Annotated in this window: 15 protein-coding genes; 12 read left to right on the top strand and 3 right to left on the bottom strand. The window is 44.6% G+C overall.

The features are described 5' to 3' along the window. A partial coding sequence (locus tag P9687_RS09510) for a transposase (RefSeq protein ID WP_328228809.1) occupies nt 1–590 on the bottom strand: 590 nt, incomplete at its 3' end. A 724-nt stretch (nt 591–1,314) separates the two neighbouring features. On the opposite strand from P9687_RS09510, the gene P9687_RS09505 reads away from it, so the two are divergent. From P9687_RS09505 to P9687_RS09495, 3 genes are read left to right on the top strand one after another with little or no spacing between them, the layout of a single operon-like run. Further along, entirely contained in the window at nt 1,315–3,237 is a 1,923-nt protein-coding gene (locus P9687_RS09505; RefSeq protein ID WP_035182661.1) for a PTS mannitol transporter subunit IICBA, read from the top strand. Beyond that, nucleotides 3,203–5,374 (top strand): BglG family transcription antiterminator, encoded by a 2,172-nt coding sequence (locus P9687_RS09500; RefSeq protein WP_328228078.1) that lies wholly within the window; start codon nt 3,203–3,205, stop codon nt 5,372–5,374. The genes P9687_RS09505 and P9687_RS09500 overlap by 35 nt, the downstream gene beginning before the upstream one ends. Nucleotides 5,375–5,379: 5 nt before the next feature. Next, the gene (locus tag P9687_RS09495) at nt 5,380–6,513 is read left to right on the top strand and encodes a mannitol-1-phosphate 5-dehydrogenase (protein ID WP_035182663.1); all 1,134 of its coding nucleotides are present in this window, start codon (nt 5,380–5,382) and stop codon (nt 6,511–6,513) included. A 997-nt stretch (nt 6,514–7,510) separates the two neighbouring features. Here the strand turns inward: P9687_RS09495 and P9687_RS09490 are convergent. Beyond that, entirely contained in the window at nt 7,511–8,680 is a 1,170-nt protein-coding gene (locus P9687_RS09490) for a MalY/PatB family protein (protein ID WP_026684596.1), read from the bottom strand. A gap of 117 nt (nt 8,681–8,797) precedes the next feature. On the opposite strand from P9687_RS09490, the gene P9687_RS09485 reads away from it, so the two are divergent. From P9687_RS09485 to hxlB, 9 genes are all read left to right on the top strand, one after another. After that, nucleotides 8,798–9,445, top strand: a complete 648-nt coding sequence (locus P9687_RS09485; RefSeq protein WP_026684597.1) for a carboxymuconolactone decarboxylase family protein — start codon at nt 8,798–8,800, stop codon at nt 9,443–9,445. Nucleotides 9,446–9,866: 421 nt separating this feature from the next. After that, nucleotides 9,867–10,136, top strand: coding sequence for an ACT domain-containing protein (locus tag P9687_RS09480; RefSeq protein WP_026684598.1), 270 nt, complete (start codon nt 9,867–9,869; stop codon nt 10,134–10,136). Between the two features lie 15 nt (nt 10,137–10,151). Beyond that, complete coding sequence (locus P9687_RS09475) at nt 10,152–11,507, top strand: PFL family protein (protein ID WP_014096331.1); 1,356 nt, start codon at nt 10,152–10,154, stop codon at nt 11,505–11,507. Between the two features lie 154 nt (nt 11,508–11,661). After that, entirely contained in the window at nt 11,662–12,696 is a 1,035-nt protein-coding gene (locus P9687_RS09470) for a LacI family DNA-binding transcriptional regulator (protein WP_251460003.1), read from the top strand. A 443-nt stretch (nt 12,697–13,139) separates the two neighbouring features. Beyond that, a complete protein-coding gene (locus P9687_RS09465; RefSeq protein ID WP_014096329.1) occupies nt 13,140–13,895 on the top strand; it encodes a sugar phosphate isomerase/epimerase family protein in 756 nt (251 codons plus the stop codon). Continuing rightward, nucleotides 13,882–14,841, top strand: coding sequence for a sugar kinase (locus tag P9687_RS09460; protein WP_014096328.1), 960 nt, complete (start codon nt 13,882–13,884; stop codon nt 14,839–14,841). The genes P9687_RS09465 and P9687_RS09460 overlap by 14 nt, the downstream gene beginning before the upstream one ends. Before the next feature lie 25 nt (nt 14,842–14,866). Further along, the gene (locus tag P9687_RS09455; protein ID WP_014096327.1) at nt 14,867–16,171 is read left to right on the top strand and encodes an MFS transporter; all 1,305 of its coding nucleotides are present in this window, start codon (nt 14,867–14,869) and stop codon (nt 16,169–16,171) included. Then, a complete protein-coding gene (hxlA, locus tag P9687_RS09450; protein ID WP_026684602.1) occupies nt 16,168–16,788 on the top strand; it encodes a 3-hexulose-6-phosphate synthase in 621 nt (206 codons plus the stop codon). The genes P9687_RS09455 and hxlA overlap by 4 nt, the downstream gene beginning before the upstream one ends. Next, nucleotides 16,785–17,336 carry a 6-phospho-3-hexuloisomerase gene (gene hxlB, locus P9687_RS09445; protein ID WP_035182653.1) on the top strand — a complete coding sequence of 184 codons (552 nt, stop codon included), beginning with the start codon at nt 16,785–16,787 and terminating at the stop codon, nt 17,334–17,336. The genes hxlA and hxlB overlap by 4 nt, the downstream gene beginning before the upstream one ends. Nucleotides 17,337–17,828: 492 nt before the next feature. Here hxlB and P9687_RS09440 read toward each other — a convergent pair. Further along, the coding region (locus tag P9687_RS09440; protein WP_328228889.1) for a hypothetical protein at nt 17,829–18,033 on the bottom strand (205 nt) is incomplete at its 5' end.

Raw genomic sequence — 18,033 nt, 5'->3', positions numbered from 1 at the left:
GTACCTTTTTGGCAGTGGTTATTTCCCTTTCGCATCTCAACATGCAGGCAGTAGCCTTCCTGCCCAATGTAACCGAACATAGGTGCATAACCGTCGCAGCCTTTATAGGTTCTTTCCACTCCTTCTTTTTTTGTTTTGGAGTTATCAAAAGGGGAGACATCCAGATCAACCGGGATATACGGTTTGTCTTTGGCGTAAACTGGGCTAATTTCCGCATTTGTATTGCGGATCAGATTCAGCGATTCTTCATGCAAGATCGCTTTCCATTTTTCCGTCAAGGCAGCTTGGTCCAATCGCTGCCTTAAAGTCGGGCTGGAAGGAACCCTTTGGATATCCAAAGCCAGTGCAAAAAAGGCATCTTCGCGGAAGGTTTCAATATTGTCATAATCACTTTCTCCTTGGCAAAGCAGGCCAATATAGGATTTGGCCACATCAGCATTGGAACAGACGGGATTTCGGGAAATATCAGGGAGTCGATAGGCATTTAACCTGGAAGCTAAATTCGTTAGATTTAGTAAATTTCCTACTATCGCTAAACCGCTTTGGGCAACAATTCGTTCTTTCGTGGCTTCTATCACTAACTTTTTCATTAGATCACCTGAATGTGGAATGAGTTAAATTTAATGGATATGCTTATTATACTAGATTTCATGCGAATGGGTTAACGTTAAGTGAAAATTTCGTCACGGATTCAGGTAAAATAGAAAGCACACCCTAAAAAGGCGCACGAATCCAATTACCCACAAGCGCTTTTTAAAATACTTTCCTGAATGTTGAAAGGCTAAGAAACAAAGCTCCTCACTTTTCAGCCTGGTTTTCTTTGATCATGCCTAAGGACAGGGCTAACATGACACGGAGTGCCAGCCCACAACCAGCTTCATTTTCATTAGTGGATTTCGACGGTATAACGGTTGATTTCCTAAAAGCCCAGCTCAAGTACGGGATGAACGAAGTGGAAAGTACTTATACTTACTTTGATGCCATGTTATAAACAGTTCAATCCCTCCAGTTGATAAAGGCTCCCGCCTCTTATATTCAAACGCCCAATTCGGATTGGTTCAAGCAGTCTATCTATACTACCGGATCAAGGTCTTCGTATAAATAAACATTTGTCAAAGGTAGTTTCGACAAAATCATATTTATGGATCATTGAATGCGTTGTCACCCCAACCTATAATAAAGATAAAGGAACTCCTTTTAAAATGAATTTGTGTAAACGTAAACAAACGGCGCGCTGAATGTTGAATTTCTAACCTTTAAATAGGATTTATAACGAAAGTTTTTGATAAATATGCAATTGTGGGAGGTATTATAATGAGCGAAGGCAAAAGTATTAAAGTAGCCGTCCAAAAGCTGGGAAACTCTCTTAGCACGATGGTATTGCCAAATATCGGGGCATTCATTGCCTGGGGTCTTATTACAGCTATATTTCTTTATCCTAGTGGGTGGATTCCTAATAAAACCCTAAATGAGTTGATCAGCCCGACCGTTACTTATCTTCTTCCGATTTTAATCGGCTATTCAGGTGGTAAATTGATTTATGAACACCGTGGCGGTGTTGTAGGTGCGATTGCAACAATGGGTGTTATTATTGGGACAGACATTCCAATGTTCTTGGGCGCGATGATTATGGGGCCGCTTGGAGGCTGGATCATCAAAAAATTTGATAAGATGATCGAAGGCAAAGTTAAAGCCGGTTTTGAAATGTTAATTGATAACTTTTCAGCTGGTATACTTGGAGGAGCTCTAGCTGTTCTTGCTTTCTTAGGAGTCGGTCCTCTCGTTGATGAAATTTCGAAAGCGTTGGCAGCAGGCGTTGAGTGGTTGATCCATACCGGTATTCTGCCACTTGTCAGCATTTTTATCGAACCTGCTAAAATTCTTTTCCTAAACAATGCAATAAACCATGGGGTATTGACTCCACTTGGAATTGAACAAGTAAAAGAGACTGGAAAATCGATCCTGTTCTTACTGGAAGCAAATCCTGGTCCAGGGATGGGCGTACTACTGGCTTATTGCTTATTTGGTAAAGGCACGGCAAAACGTTCTGCGCCTGGTGCAGCTATTATCCACTTCTTTGGCGGGATTCATGAAATATACTTTCCTTATATCTTAATGAAACCGTTGCTATTTTTCTCTGTTATTTTGGGTGGTGCAAGTGGTGTCCTGACTTTGGTAACTTTACACGGCGGTTTGGTTGCGCCTGCATCTCCTGGATCCATTATTTCGATTCTGGCGGTTACACCGCATGCATTAGGGAATTATATCGCTAATATTGCAGATGTACTTGTTGCGATGGTTGTTTCCTTTGTAGTATCTTTCTTCATTTTGAAAACGGATAAGAGCACAGATGAAGATTTGGAAAAAGCAACTGAAAAAATGGAAAGCATGAAAGGTAAAAAAAGCCGAGCTGCTTCCTTATTATCAAATAATCAAGGTGAATTGAATCCAAGTGAAGTAAAGAAGATTGTATTTGCTTGTGATGCAGGTATGGGTTCAAGCGCAATGGGGGCTTCTCTCTTAAGAAAAATGGTTAAAAAAGAAGGGCTTCCGATTACAGTTACCAATACTGCAATCCGCAATCTACCGAAAGATATGCAAATTGTAATCACTCAAAGAGAATTAACAAGCCGTGCGAAACAACAAGCGCCAAATGCTTACCATGTTTCTGTGGACAATTTCCTCGACAATTCACAATATGAGCGTCTGATTGAACAACTGAAAGGTAATGGTGGCAATGTCACGCAGCAGGATCAAACCCAAGTGCCGGAAGTTGAGGAAAATTCAAATAATGAAATTTTGCCTCCAAAAAATGTATTTTTAAATCAATCGTTTAAAAACAAAGAAGAAGCAATACGTTTTGCCGGACGTGTCTTGGTAGATAATGGATATGTAACGGAATCATATATTGATGCGATGATTCAACGTGAACAACTTACATCTACTTATATCGGTAATGAGATTGCTATTCCGCATGGGACAGATGAAGCAAAAGAGGCAATTTTGAAATCTGGGATTACAGTTATCCAAGTTCCGGAGGGAATTGATTTTGATGGGAATACGGTCCGCATGGTCATAGGCATTGCCGGAAAGAATGGTGAGCATTTAGGTATTCTGTCGAAAATAGCAGAGACATGCTCCGATTTAGAAACAGTTAAAAAAATGACTGAAGCAAAAACGGTCGATGAATTGTTAAGCTATTTTGGCAGCATTACTGAACAACCTGTTAATTCATAATCATATAAAAATGGCTGTTCCACGAAAAAAGAAATGGGCTGATCAGATGTTTATTCGAAACAGGGAAAAAAACATACTGGAACTGCTCCTAAAAATGAGTGGGACCCACACAGTTTCTTCGCTTGCAAGTACACTTCATGTAAGCGAACGAACTGTGAACAGGGACATGAGAAACATAGAAAAGATTTTATCAGAATATAACTTGAAAATTTCAAGGAATAAAGATAACTTCTTATACATTAAAGGAAAAAATGAGGATATCTTCAAACTTTCCCAAAGTCTGTCAAGAATGCGTCCATTAGATTTTTCGGTTGATCAACGAAAATTAATAGTCCTAATAAAACTGTTGCAAGCGAAAGAACCGATAAAACAGCATGCATTGATTTCAGACCTTGATATTTCCGCAGCGACAATTGCCTCTTATCTGGATGATTTGCAGGCATTTGTGAAAGGATTCGGCCTTATGCTGATTCGGAAACGTAATTTTGGTATACAGCTTTCAGGCAATGAAGCTTCGAAAAGAAAGGCTTTGGGAAAGTTTTTTATCCAGCATTTTCACGAAGAGCTGATAGAAGCCCTATTTCAGCTAGATCACCACAGATTTAGGTATACGGACAGCTTATTTCTTCATTATTTTGAACCAGCGTATTTAAATGTAGTTCAAAATGCTGTCAATACAGAGCTGGAAGAAAAGAAAATTGATCTGGCAGATAGTGATTATATGGCTTTTATTTTACAAGTTTATATCACTTATCAAAGATACAGTAAGGGTTACAGATTGCAGGACGTAGACCATCATAGCGATCTTGAGGAAAGTGATATTGCGTTTGTTCAGTCAGTTTGCCACAGAATTGAAAATGAAATAAAAAACGAGATTTCAGAACTTGAAAAGCAGTATTTAGCGGAGTATTTTAAGGGTTCAAAAGTGCAAAGCGCCGAGTCAGTGTATGACGACAATGTGATCACAAGTAGGAATATTAAACATTTGATCGAATTGGTTTCACAAAAAATTAACGTTGATTTGACTTCTGATTTTTCGCTTTTTCAAGGCCTGCTAGCCCATTTAAAGCCTTCAATTTTCAGAATCAGAAAAAATCTTGGGTCGTATAATCCTTTGACAGAACAAATTAAACAGCAATATCCGAAATTATTCAAAGTCATTACAGACGTTACACAGAGGGTATTTAAGGATTTGTCTTTTCCAGACGATGAAATCGCCTATATTGTTCTGCATTTCGGTGCATCCTTGGAACAAAGACAGTCAAATATTAATCTGCATGCGTTAGTCGTCTGTCCGACTGGAATCGGTGCATCTAAAATGCTTGAAACTCGGCTGCGCAAAGAGATACCATGCATCACGAACATTGAAATTTCATCCATAAAAGAAATGAAGACAAAGGATCTTGATCAATATGATTTGGTATTTTCAACTGTAAGGCTTCCGTGGGCAAAACATACGTACATTTATGTCAATCCCTTATTGAGTAAAGAAGATGTGAAAAATATTGAGGGGTACATTAATAGCTATATTCACTCAGACCAGAAAGATTTTAGAGAAAAAAACGTAAAACCCATTGAAACTGACTTTTTGTCTGGACCCAAAACATTGGATAATCTAATGGATGACATGAAATATATGTATTCGAGCATATCAACCTTATTGAGGAATCTTAAAGTCTATACCGGTTTAAACGGAGAAGATTATCGGGGTATTATTCGTTTGATGGTTGAATCCTGCTTTCAGCAAGATATCATAAAAAATGTTGATTCGATATATAGGCGGCTGCTGGAACGCGAAAAAATTGCTGGCCTCGGAATTCCGGGAACAAATATGGCTCTCTTTCATTGCCAGGATCAAGGTGTGAAGAAACTGGCTTTTCAGTTGGGGCATTTAGATACGCCCTTCATTTTAAGGGGAATGGATGAAAAACCAATGAGTGTACGCAATATCCTTCTCCTTTTAGCGCCAGAAGAATTAACACCGATCCAAAGAGAGATCATGAGCCTTGTGAGCTCAACGATCATTGAGGACAATAAAAGCATCTTGATTTTTTCATCTGCCAATGAACATTTAATTCGCGAAAAACTGGAAAAATCTTTTTACCAGTTTATAAAAAATAAAATTCTAGAGGAATGATGATCATGAAACAAGCAGTCCATTTTGGAGCAGGAAACATTGGGAGAGGTTTTATCGGTGCACTATTTTCACAATCAGGATATCATGTTACGTTTGTAGATGTGGCTGACCAGATTATCCAGGAATTGAACAGTAAGAAGTCATATGATGTTTATATGGCTGCAGAGCATCAAGAAGTTCAACATATTACAAACGTATCCGGTATTAATAGTAAAACTGATCCTGAGGCTGTTGTAGAAGCAATTGAAAAAGCAACTTATGTGACCACTGCAGTCGGCGTCAGCATTCTACCAGGAATTGCTCCTTTAATTGCAAAAGGGATTACCAGCAGATTAGAGAAAACAGATGAAAAACTGTATGTCATTGCCTGTGAAAACCAAATCTCGGCAACTGATATATTGAAAGAGCATGTTGTAAAACTGTTAGATCCAGATACACGTACTAAAATGGAAAATCAGGTCATTTTTATGAATTGTGCGGTCGATCGTATTGTTCCTGCCCAGCATAATGAAAAATTACTGGATGTTTTGGTTGAACCTTACTTTGAATGGGTGGTTGAAACGAAAGACAGCATTCCTGAAGTAACAGGTATGAAGATTGTGTCTGATATTCAGCCTTATATTGAACGGAAATTATTTACGGTCAATACTGGGCATGCTGTCACTGCTTATATCGGCTATGCAGAAGGAAAAGAAACAATCGATCAAGCATTGGAAGATACGGAAATCTATCAGAAAGTGAAAGCAACAGTTGAAGAAACCGGCAATTATTTGATTAAACGGTATGGTTTAAATCCATCGGAACACCAGCAATATATTGAAAAGATTCTGGGACGTTTCCAAAATAAGTATTTTAAAGATGATGTGAGAAGGGTCGGGCGCTCCCCAATCCGCAAACTGGGTCCTGAAGACCGTTTGGTAAGGCCGGCAAGAGAAGCACAAAAATTAGGACTGCCGTTTACGCATCTTGCCCAGGCCATCGCCTACTGCTTAAAATTTGACGTCGATACTGATCCAGAAGCGGTCGAACTGCAAAAGCAGCTGAAAGAAAAAGGATTGCAGGCAGTCCTTCAGGATATTTGTAAATTGGATCATGAAAATCCAATTGCAGAAGAAGTTACCCGCTTTTATAAAAAATGAGCCGGCACCTGCTGTTTCGTGTTGGTATCTGGACAATAAGGCATCAAGGCTATCTGCTGGAAAGTAGGGATGCATCCAGTTCATTTTCAGTTTCAATTCAATTGTCAACTTAAACTTAGGCTGGATCCAATTCGGGTCCAGTTTTTCTTGGTTCATTAATATAGGTAATACCAAATCCGTGACGAAAATCTAACAATCGTGGTAATAGGTAGTTTTCCCAAGAGAAGGTATCTAGAGGTGTCTGGGTATTCGATAAATTTACTTTTGCTGCTTTGATGGGTAAATATTCCCTAATTCATGTATTTGTGGGTATACTAAGTAAACGTTATGATTTAATTTTTAAAGTTTTCTGCTTTGTTTTGGCTTTTCTATTACCATGATTGTCTAGAAAAGGCATTGTATAAGCGAGCAAAAGCCAGCAGCCATTTGTTGGTCCCAGTAACTTTCAATTTCCATTGCCGGCCCTGGTAAACTAGCTTAGAAGCCATCGTGATTATATTCTGGATGATGTTTAGATATATGGCCAATATTATAGAAGATGACTCAATCAAATCCATTTTTGAAGATCTATTAAAACCTTTTCAAATCAAAAACAGCGAATCAACATATTCTTAGAAAATGAAGGGCTTCCTGTTTCCATTGGATTTTACTGAGTCCATCCTGTTGAAAAACAGAGGTTGTTCAAAGATATATTTTGATTGAATCATTTATATATTACGACTTTGTGTTGTTGTGTTGCAGCACCGCATTACCTGTATCAGTTAGAAAAGACTTAAATACTCAACTTGAAAATGAAAAACATACCTCCGATATTGTGCCAGACCTAAGCCAAGTGATTAGAATCCTTGAAAAAGAAAGGTTTGTGGATATTGGTTAAACTTCCAAGGGGACTGCGAACATGCTCAAGGACGCGAAAAACATAAAGACTCCATCATCCCGCATTGCAAGCACCCAAAAACACCTAGGCCGGCCCAAACCTTTTGGGCCGGCCTTTTCCTTACGAAAAGGCCTTTTCGAGCCTGTTTAAGCCTTCCATCAAAATTTTGCGTGGGCAGGCGATATTCATGCGGATAAAGCCTTCTCCACCGGGGCCGAATTTGCTGCCGATTTCGACGCCGAGTTTTGCTTTTTTCCATAAACGGTCCTTCAATGCCTCTTCTTCCAGGCCATATGCGCGGCAGTCGAGCCACATTAAATACGTACCTTCTGTTTCCATCACCCGGATTTCCGGCAGGCGTTCCGCGATGAACCGTGCCGCTGTATCAATATTTTCCTTCAAGTAAACAAGGAGCGCATCCAGCCATTCGCTGCCGTGCCGGTATGCTGCTTCCATGCCGACAATGCCAAATGTATTCAAGGCAGATGTCCCGTTTACCGCCTGCACATCTTTGAACTTTTTGCGCAGTTCCGGGTTCGGAATGATGACGGCAGAAGCTTTGATCCCGGCTAGATTAAACGTTTTTGTCGGCGCAATGCAGGTGATGGTCATATCGCGGTACTTGTCCCCGAGCGAAGCAACCGGCACATGGGTATGCGGCGGGTATACAAGGTCGGAGTGGATTTCATCGGACAAAAACAAACAGTTATACTGCGCGCAAAGATCCGCCATTTTCATAAGCTCGTCTTTCGTCCAGACGCGCCCGCCCGGATTATGCGGATTGCAGCCTAAAAACAGCTTTGCCCCTTCTTTCAGCCGCGCTTCAACCTGCTCCCAGTCGATTTCAAACCGGTTTTCCACAAGCTTCAGCTGCGCGTTTGCGACAACGCGGCCGTTTTTTTCAACCATATGGAAAAACGGATGGTACACCGGAGACATCAGCAGTACTTTATCGCCCGGTTCGGTAAATGCCTGAATGGCTGTGCTGATCGCCGGGACAATGCCGGTACAGTACGCGATCCACGCCGGGTGGATGTCCCAGTTATGACGCTTTTTCAGCCATGCCTGAATCGCTTCTGCAGTGGAATCCGGCACAAACGCATATCCGAGAATTTCGTGTTCAACCCGCTTTTTAATCGCTTCCGCCACTTCATGCGGCGGGTTGAAATCCATATCGGCCACCCACATCGGGAGCACATCTTCTTCCCCGAAGACCTGTTTGACCTGCTCCCATTTAACAGAAGCGGTATTTTTTCTCTCAATGACTGTATCAAAATCAAACAAAACCATCACCATCCTGATATTGATCTTCTTCCCATTTTACCACACAAAAGCAGATGAATATTCATTTTCAGATGGAAGGGCTATAATGAAAAACAAGTATTCCAATTGGGAGGAGTGTCCTTTATGTCGTATTATGAAAAAGATATGCTGCAACATCTATCGAAATTAAAAGACCTTGCGCCGGAACAGGCGGCTGCTTTTGACCGCCTCAATGCCGAAGTGTTTAAAGACGGTGCCGTTTCTGCCCGGGACAAAGAAATCATCGCCGTCGCCGTGGCCCATGCGACAAAATGCCCGTATTGCCTTGACATTCATACAAAAAAAGCAAAAGCAGCCGGTGTCAGTCTTGAAGAACTTACAGAAGCGGCATTTGTGGCAGCAGCGCTGGAAGCAGGCGGCGCGGTGGCCCACAGTGTCCATATGCAGCTTGCCCTGATTGAAGATGCCAGTGATACGATTTACAAAAAATCCAATATGAAAAAACTTGCCAACATGAACCATCTTGCCAAAGACGGCTTCGCGGCCTACAATGCGTTCGGTGCTGCTGCTATGAAAGCCGGCAAATTGCCTGCGCTTGTCAAAGAACTGGCTGCTGTTGCGGTCGCCCATATTACCGAGTGCCCGTATTGCATTGATTTTCATTCCAAACAGGCGCAAAAAGCGGGCGCAACGGAAGAACAACTTGCGGAAGCCATCCTTGTTGCGGGCGCGCTTGCAGCAGGCGGCGCCTACACGCATATCGCGAATATGATTGACAGCTTTGAAAGCTGACCCGGGCGGTATAAAGAAAGAACAGCTTGAGCGCAGGATCGTTGTTGACATGCTTTAAGCAGGCGGCGCCTACACACATATTGCGAATATGATTGACAGCTACGAAAGCTGACCCGGGTGGTGGAAGAACAGCTTTTAACACATGATTTTTAGCAGGCGGCGTCTCCATTGCCGATAAAAACAGATTAGAATTGTGCACGAAAAACCGGCTTGCGGGGGCTGGCCTCGTTGCCGGTGCGCTTGTTCTCTATATGATACTGAAAGTTTGCGACAATCTGTTTACGGCGAAAAGGGAAGCAGGGGAGTTTCAATCTTGCTGCCCTATTTTTTAATGAAAAATTCCAAAAATATACATAGACAAGACCGGAAAAATTTGTGATAGTAAGGATATGAATTTTTTTACAAAACAGGAGTGGACAAAATGAGAGCAATTTTGACAGTAATCGGCAAAGATCAGGTTGGCATCATTGCCGGTGTCAGCACACAGCTGGCAGAATTAAAGATTAATATTCTCGATGTCAGCCAGACCATCATGAGCGGTTATTTCACGATGATGATGATGCTCGATTTGTCGAAAGCTGAAGCGAATTTTGATGAAATCAAACAAGCCCTTGCGAAAAAAGGCGAAGCACTGCAAGTCCAAATCAAAATTCAGCGCGAAGAAATTTTCCAATCGATGCACAGCTTGTAAAAACGGGGGACAATCATGGAAACGAAACAAATACTTGAAACCATCCGGATGATTGAAGAAGAAAAACTCGATATCCGCACCATCACAATGGGCATTTCGCTCCTCGACTGCATTGACGCGGACGGGGAAAAGGTGCGACGGAAGATTTATGATAAAATAACGCGATTGGCAGAAAACCTTGTCCGAACCGGGGAAGAGATTGAATCGGAATACGGTATCCCGATCATTAACAAACGCATCTCGGTCACGCCGATTTCCCTCATCGCCGGGGCAACGGACGAAAAAGATTACATTGCTTTTGCCAAGACCCTTGATGCGGCTGCGAAAAAAGTCGGCGTTCACTTTATTGGCGGCTTTTCGGCGCTGGTGCAAAAAGGCTGCCACAAAGGCGATAAAATATTGATAGATTCGATTCCAAGGGCACTGGCTGAAACCGAACGAGTCTGTGCCTCGGTCAATGTTGGCTCGACACGTTCCGGCATTAACATGAACGCGGTCCGTGATATGGGTGTCATCATCAAAAAGACGGCCGAGCTGACTGCCGATACGCAAGGGCTCGGCTGTGCAAAACTCGTTGTGTTCGCGAATGCGGTGGAAGACAATCCGTTTATGGCTGGCGCGTTCCACGGGGTTGGTGAAGCGGATGTCGTCATCAACGTCGGCGTCAGCGGCCCGGGTGTGGTAAAACGCGCCCTTGAAAAAGTGAAAGGCGAACCGTTTGATGTCGTTGCGGAAACGGTCAAGAAAACCGCATTTAAAATTACGCGGATGGGCCAGCTTGTCGGCATGGAAGCATCCAAACGGCTCGGTGTTCCGTTCGGGATTGTCGACTTGTCGCTTGCCCCGACACCGGCTGTTGGCGACTCTGTAGCCCATATTTTGGAAGAAATGGGCCTTGCGTCTGTCGGTACGCACGGAACAACGGCGGCGCTCGCTTTGCTGAATGATGCCGTGAAAAAAGGCGGTGTTATGGCATGCGGCCATGTTGGCGGCTTAAGCGGCGCATTCATCCCGGTTTCTGAAGACGCCGGCATGATTGATGCGGTCAACCGCGGGTCCTTGAATCTCGAAAAACTGGAGGCGATGACCGCGATCTGCTCCGTCGGCCTTGACATGATTGCAATTCCGGGCGATGTTCCGGCAGAAACGATTTCAGCAATGATCGCGGACGAAGCTGCAATTGGCGTCATTAACAATAAAACGACAGCGGTCCGCATCATTCCGGCACCGGGCACAAAGGTTGGCGATACGATCGAATTTGGCGGCCTGCTCGGACATGCGCCGGTGATGGGCGTCCATTCCTTTTCATCAGCGGACTTCATTGCCCGCGGCGGCAGAATCCCGGCCCCGATTCACTCATTTAAAAACTGAGCTCTTGAAAAAGAGCTCTTTTTCATATGCGGCGGCACAAAACCGAGGGGAGTCGGAAAAAATTTTCGTTCATTTTTGATTGACAGCTCCTCTCACTTTGTTATAATGAAATCAAATGGTACCGGTTTCATTTTAAAGATGGATGGTAAACAACATGAGGGGAAAAGAAGCGAAAGTCACGATTTACGATGTGGCAAAAAAAGCTGGCGTGTCGAAATCAACCGTTTCGAGATATTTAGGCGGCCGGTTTCATGAATTGTCACCGAAAACCCAGCAAAAAATCAAACAGGTGATCGATGAACTCCAATACCGCCCGAATAATTTGGCGAGAGGGCTGAAAAGCAGCCGCAGCTACTTGATTGGCGCGCTGGTTGCGGATATTACCAACCCGTATACAACGGCAATTTTAAGGGGGGCTGAGGATGTCTGCAAGCAGCATGGCTACAGTTTGCTGATTTGCAACTCTGATAACCGTCCGGCGAAAGAACGCGAGTATATCTCCATGCTGCAGTCCCACAAGATTGACGGGCTGCTGATTCAAACAACAGGAGGAAACAGCGATTTCTTGGAAACCTTGTCGGAAAACGGCAAAACCCCGATTGTCCTGGTTGACCGTAAAATTCCTGCGCTGCCGTTTGATACCGTTGAAATTGATAACCGCGGGGCCGTGATGCAGGCCGTGTCCTATCTGATAAAGAAAAATTATAAAAGAATCGGCTATTTTACAGAGCCGGTTGCACATTTCAGCCCGCGGCACGAACGGTATACAGGATTTCAGGAGGCTTTACGGCTGGTTAGCCCCAGTCACCCGAGCCTGGAAGATTTGTTTGAAGTGGATCTCAATGACGAAAGCCAATTGGAGAAAAAGCTCAATACGTTTTTGTCCCTTACCAGCGAAGAACCAAGGGCCATCATTGCCGGAAACAGTGTCATCGCGTTAAAAATCATTATCAAACTGAAAGAGCAGGGCTATAAAATTCCTGACGATACCGGTTTTCTGAGCTTTGACAATCCGGAGTGGGCAGCTGCTGTATTTTCAGGCATTACCACCATTGAACAGCCGACTTATCAAATTGGTAAAACGGTAATGGAACTCATTTTAAAACGGCTGGCGGACAACGAATCGCCGGTCCAGACGATCTCTTACCAGACCCGTTTGATTGAAAGGGAATCTACCCCGGGGAGATAACTTCCCCCTAAGGAAAATTGAGATCGGTTTCACCGAAAGAGGCGACGATACAGGCTGAAATCCTGCATCAAAGGATCAGCCTGCAGGATTGAAAAGATGTCAACATGGGATTAGTCAAGACAAAAGTGGCAGCTTTCCCCTTTAATGGTACCGGTCCCATCAAAAAGAGCGCTCCCGGAAAGATCAAAAACAGGAAAAACGATAAATAGAGTAAACGGGAAAATCCAAAAAACATCCCCACATCGCACTGCTCATGGAAATTTTGCAAACTATATAAGTTGTACTTAAGTTCCCAAGCACCAATTTGCACGATGACTATTTTTTACAGCAGGCAACAGAGCTGCGATATTTTATTCAATTTATAAAATACAGATCCGGCATTTGAAAAATGGTATCGGTCCCAAGAAATTCGGTTCCAACACACAAGAAAAGAGGAAACACCAATGGCCCATTTATTTGTCACCATGAATGCATTTCAGGATACTGCCATTTTATCTTACCCGGTGTTATTCGCCGCCATACGCAAGGCCGGATGTGACGGGGTGGAAATCCGGCGGGAGCTGCTTGAAGACCCGTCTTCTCTTTTACCCGCGGTGAAAGGCATGCTCGATAAGGCGGGGCTGATCCCTTACTATTCCTGCCCGGTTTCTTTATTTGGGGAGGATCATCAAGTTATCGATGTGGCGCCTTATAGGCAGGAGGCTGTGGAGCTCGGGGCAAAACTCATCAAATTTTCATTGGGCAACTACCGGGAGGGTCTATCTGATGTGGATACGCTTGCCAAAGCTGCCGCCTGCTTTTCGAATGCCGGCATCCTGGTGACCATCGAGAATGATCAAACGGACCTCGGGGGAAAAACAGAGCGGCTCGCGCCATTTTTTGCAGCATGCCGCAGCAAGGCCATTCCGATCCGTTTTACCTGTGATATCGGCAACTGGGCTTACACAGGGGAAGATGCTGAAGAGGCCGCTGCCGCTTTAAAAAACGAGGTAGTATACATTCACGTGAAAGAAGTGGTGGAAACGGCATCCGGTTATGCAACGATCCCAATTGGCCAAAACGGCAGGCAAAAATGGAAACGGTTGCTGCATCTGTTGCCAAAAGAAGCCGCGATTGCGTTAGAATTTCCGATTACAAGTGATTTGAAAGATTACATCGAACTGCTGAAAGAAGAGGTGTTCGTAAATGAAAGTGTATGATGTGCTGACATTCGGAGAAGCGATGGGCATGTTTATTGCGGAAGAACCCGGACAGCTCGCCTCGGTCCGGCATTTTACAAAAGAACTGGCAGGGGCGGAAACAAATGTGGCAATCGGACTTTCTCGCCTCGGGTACCGGGTACTGTGGCTGAGCAAAGTCGGAACAGACCCGCTTGGCGATTATATCATCCAGGAACTGCAGCGTGAAAAAGTGGATACTTCCTTGATTAAAAGAGACGAAGAAAACTTGACGGGATTTCAATTGAAAGAAAAAGTATCGGAAGGCGATCCGGGTGTTTATTACTACCGTAAAAACTCCGCCGCAAGCCTGATGGGGATCAAAGATTTCCCTGAACTCAGAGAAATGCATGCAAAACATTATCACTTAACGGGGATCCCGCTCGCACTCTCCCCGTCTGTACGGGAACTGAGCGAAGCTTTCATACAAAAAGCCAAAAAAGAAGGCAGTATCGTTTCGTTTGATCCGAATTTGCGCCCTTCCATGTGGAAAGACGAAAAAACGATGGCGGAAACGATTCAAAGATACGCCTGCCAGGCCGACATTGTTTTTCCCGGTATCAAAGAAGGGAAAATTTTGACCGGCTATCAAGCGCCTGAAGATATCGCGAAATATTATCTTGAACACGGTGCCAAAATGGTGTTTGTCAAACTCGGGGCAAAAGGCGCCTATGTGGCAACGGAAAAGAAAGCGCATACCGTTCCAGGCTTCCCGGTTACCAAAGTGGTGGATACGGTTGGTGCTGGAGACGGATTTGCAGCCGGTGTATTAAGCGGCCTGTTCGACGGTTTAACTCCATTTGAAGCAGCGGAAAGAGGGAATGCAATCGGCGCTTTACAAACCATGTCTTCCGGGGATAAAAACGGGCTTCCGACCCGGGAAGAACTGTTGGCATTTATGAACGGGCATTCGGTGAAAAACGGTTAAACCCACAACAAAGGAGTGTTTTGGAATGGAAAAGTCGTTGAGAAATGTCGCAAGCAAGAAGAGATTTTTGCATCTGGTTCCAATCGCTTTCATTACCTACAGCCTTGCCTATTTCGACCGGGCGAATTACAGCTTTGGCGCAGCGGGCGGAATGGCGCACGATTTAAATATAACTACAGGTGTTGCCTCCTTTTTATCGGCATTATTTTTTCTCGGTTATTTCTTCTTTCAAATTCCGGGCGCGGCGTATGCAGAAAAAAGAAGTGCCAAGAAGCTCGTATTTGTCAGCCTGATTCTCTGGGGCCTGCTTGCTTCTGCAACCGGTCTGGTCCATAATGTCGCATGGCTGTATCCGATCCGGTTCTTCCTCGGTGTCGTGGAATCTGCCGTGATGCCGGCAATGCTCGTCTTTTTGAGCAACTGGTTTTTAAAAGAAGAGCGTTCCCGTGCCAACACCTTCTTAATTTTGGGCAATCCTGTCACCGTTTTATGGATGTCCATTGTTTCCGGTTATTTGTTAAAGGTGCTTGACTGGAGGGGAATGTTTATTGTGGAAGGAATTCCGGCCATCGTTTGGGCATTTTTCTGGTGGAAGCTGGTTGAAAATAAGCCGGAAGAAGCAAAGTGGCTGACGGATGAGGAAAAGGAAAACATCGCATCTGAAATGAAAGAAGAACAAAAAGGAATGATCAAAGTAGCGGGGTATAAAGAAATGTTCCGCAATAAAACGGTGCTCATTCTCGCGGTTCAGTATTTTGCATGGAGCATCGGCGTCTACGGATTTGTCATGTGGCTGCCGTCCATGATAAAAGCGGCCTCCCATATGGATATTGTGGCAACGGGCTGGCTGTCTGCCGCTCCATACTTACTGGCGACAATCGGGATGATCGCTGTTTCCTATTTTTCCGATAAAACGCTAAATCGCAAAACATTTGTCTGGGTATCGCTATTGATCGGCACCATTGCCTTCTACGGTTCTTATTTGATCGGTTCATCCAATTTCTGGTTCTCTTACGCGCTGCTTGTCATTGCAGGAGGCGCCATGTATGCACCATACGGGCCGTTTTTCGCAATCATGCCGGAAATTTTGCCGAAAAATGTATCAGGAAGTGCCAATGCGTTTATCAACAGCATGGGTGCTTTAGGCTCTTTTGTTGGCGCATACATTGTCGGATTTTTAAACGGGGCAACGGGCAGCACGCAGGCATCTTTTATCTTTATGGCGATCTCGCTCCTTGTCTCGGTTCTGTTAACCTTGATGGTCCGGGCAAAAAAACAGGCGTCTCCCCTGGCGCCGGAAAATCTTGAAGCAAAGGCGGTTTTAAAATGAAGATTCAACTGGCATTAGACCGATTCACGATTCAGGAAGCAATCGAAATTGCAGCAAAAGCGGAAAAAGCGATAGAATGGATTGAAGTCGGCACATCGTTAATTAAAGAATTCGGCGTCAAAAGCATTTATGACATAAAAAACCGGTTTCCGGACAAAACGGTGGTAGCCGATATCAAGACGTTCGACAATGCGAAGTACGAATTTGAACTTTGTTTTCGGGCGGGAGCCGACATTGCGACTGTGATGGGGGCAGCCCCTCCTGTCACACTCCGTACGTGTTTGGATATGGCCGGGCAGTTTGATAGACAAGTGATGGTTGACCTTTTGAATACAGCGGCGCATCAACAGAAGGAGATTGCCCGTTTGGAAAACATCATCGTCTGCCAGCATATCAGCAAGGACCAGCAGGAAGAAGGCGGAGGCGGAACGTGGGGGCACCGCGCAGCATCACGCAACCAGCAGCTTGCAGTGGCCGGGGGCATTTCACTGGAAAATTTGGCTGCCGTCCGCGCCCTTCAGCCGGATGTGCTCATTATTGGTTCAGCAATCAGCAAGGCAAGTGATCCTTTGCTTGCGGCACAAAAGATAAAAGAAGCTTGGGAGGCATTGAAATGAATCGGGAAATAGAAGTCATTTTAAATGAAATTCAAACGGTGTTTTCAAAAATAGACGGGGAACAAGTGGAAAAGCTGGCGGATATGCTTGCTTCTCCGAAAAGCATTTTTGTATTGGGTGAGGGGCGTTCGGGGCTGATGGCCAAGTCTTTTGCGATGCGGCTCATGCATCTTGGTTTCCATGTGTTTGTTGTCGGCGAGACGATCACTCCTTCGATTCAGCCGGGAGATTTATTGATTGCCGTCTCTGGTTCCGGCACGACTTCCAATGTGGTGCAAGCGGCGGAAAAAGCGAAAAAGAATGGTGTATCCGTTGTGGGGGTAACTTCTGATCCGTCTTCGAGACTTGCGCAAACTTCGGATAGCGTAGTCCATATTCCGTCTGCCACGAAATACCGGAGGCCGGGAGAAATTGAAAGCAGACAGCCGCTCAGCTCATTATTCGACCAGTCTGTTCATCTGTTTTTTGACGCGGTTTGCCTGAAAATTGCCGAACAGCAGAAATCGGGGAATGAAGCAGCGTTGAGCCGGCACAGCAATCTCGAATAGGGCGTTAAAAACAATAGGCCGGAGCAAGCCGGTAGATTTGGCCATTCGGCTTCTGAATAAGTGGAACACAGAAAAAAACAGCGGGTATGGCTTGTCTCATCCCATTGGATATGGGGCCGGATCTGGTTCATTCCGGTTGCGGACTGCTCGCTGTACCTTTTAAAGGATATACCGCGGATGAACAATCGATCCGCGGTTTTCCATTCTTTTATCCGGAACATTACACCGGCTGATTTTCATCCTCCTGCCGGCGCTATTTATCTTGCCGCCGGGCGATTACCCTGGAAATAGGGTCGTTCCTGCGCCAGTACGCATTCATTGCAGCATGGGCGCCTATCTCGGTGGGTGACTTGCTGGCACTGCATTCAATGGGTATGGCTTTCTCCCTGAAAATAGGCACTGGCTGATTTCTGTTCCTGCGCTGGTGCTGCATTCATTGCGGCATGGAGCCTATCTCGCTGGATGACTTTCATTCTACGGCTGGTGTCATATTCAAGCATGGCTGTCTATCCTGAAAATTTGCGACGGGATTTTCATTCTTCCGCTGGTGCTAAATTTTTTGCGGCACTGGCGTCTGCCCTGAAAATAGGCACCGGCTGATTTCTGTTCCTGCGCTGGTGCTGCATTCATTGCGGCATGGAGCCTATCTCGCTGGATGACTTTCATTTTGCGGCTGGAGTCATATTCAAGCATGGCT

Source organism: Weizmannia sp. CD-2023, assembly GCF_036225245.1.
GTDB lineage: Bacteria > Bacillota > Bacilli > Bacillales > Bacillaceae_C > Weizmannia > Weizmannia faecalis.
Note: the sequence above shows the minus strand (reverse complement) of the source record. Positions and strands in the feature narration are given on the sequence as shown.

What these genes read in the sequence shown, in the direction of transcription:
- P9687_RS09505 (WP_035182661.1), top strand. Translation starts at nt 1,315, where the DNA reads ATGAGCGAAGGCAAAAGTATTAAAGTAGCCGTCCAAAAGCTGGGAAAC.
- P9687_RS09495 (WP_035182663.1), top strand. Translation starts at nt 5,380, where the DNA reads ATGAAACAAGCAGTCCATTTTGGAGCAGGAAACATTGGGAGAGGTTTT.
- P9687_RS09490 (WP_026684596.1), bottom strand. Translation starts at nt 8,680, where the DNA reads ATGGTTTTGTTTGATTTTGATACAGTCATTGAGAGAAAAAATACCGCT.
- P9687_RS09485 (WP_026684597.1), top strand. Translation starts at nt 8,798, where the DNA reads ATGTCGTATTATGAAAAAGATATGCTGCAACATCTATCGAAATTAAAA.
- P9687_RS09480 (WP_026684598.1), top strand. Translation starts at nt 9,867, where the DNA reads ATGAGAGCAATTTTGACAGTAATCGGCAAAGATCAGGTTGGCATCATT.
- P9687_RS09475 (WP_014096331.1), top strand. Translation starts at nt 10,152, where the DNA reads ATGGAAACGAAACAAATACTTGAAACCATCCGGATGATTGAAGAAGAA.
- P9687_RS09470 (WP_251460003.1), top strand. Translation starts at nt 11,662, where the DNA reads ATGAGGGGAAAAGAAGCGAAAGTCACGATTTACGATGTGGCAAAAAAA.
- P9687_RS09465 (WP_014096329.1), top strand. Translation starts at nt 13,140, where the DNA reads ATGGCCCATTTATTTGTCACCATGAATGCATTTCAGGATACTGCCATT.
- P9687_RS09460 (WP_014096328.1), top strand. Translation starts at nt 13,882, where the DNA reads ATGAAAGTGTATGATGTGCTGACATTCGGAGAAGCGATGGGCATGTTT.
- P9687_RS09455 (WP_014096327.1), top strand. Translation starts at nt 14,867, where the DNA reads ATGGAAAAGTCGTTGAGAAATGTCGCAAGCAAGAAGAGATTTTTGCAT.
- hxlA (WP_026684602.1), top strand. Translation starts at nt 16,168, where the DNA reads ATGAAGATTCAACTGGCATTAGACCGATTCACGATTCAGGAAGCAATC.
- hxlB (WP_035182653.1), top strand. Translation starts at nt 16,785, where the DNA reads ATGAATCGGGAAATAGAAGTCATTTTAAATGAAATTCAAACGGTGTTT.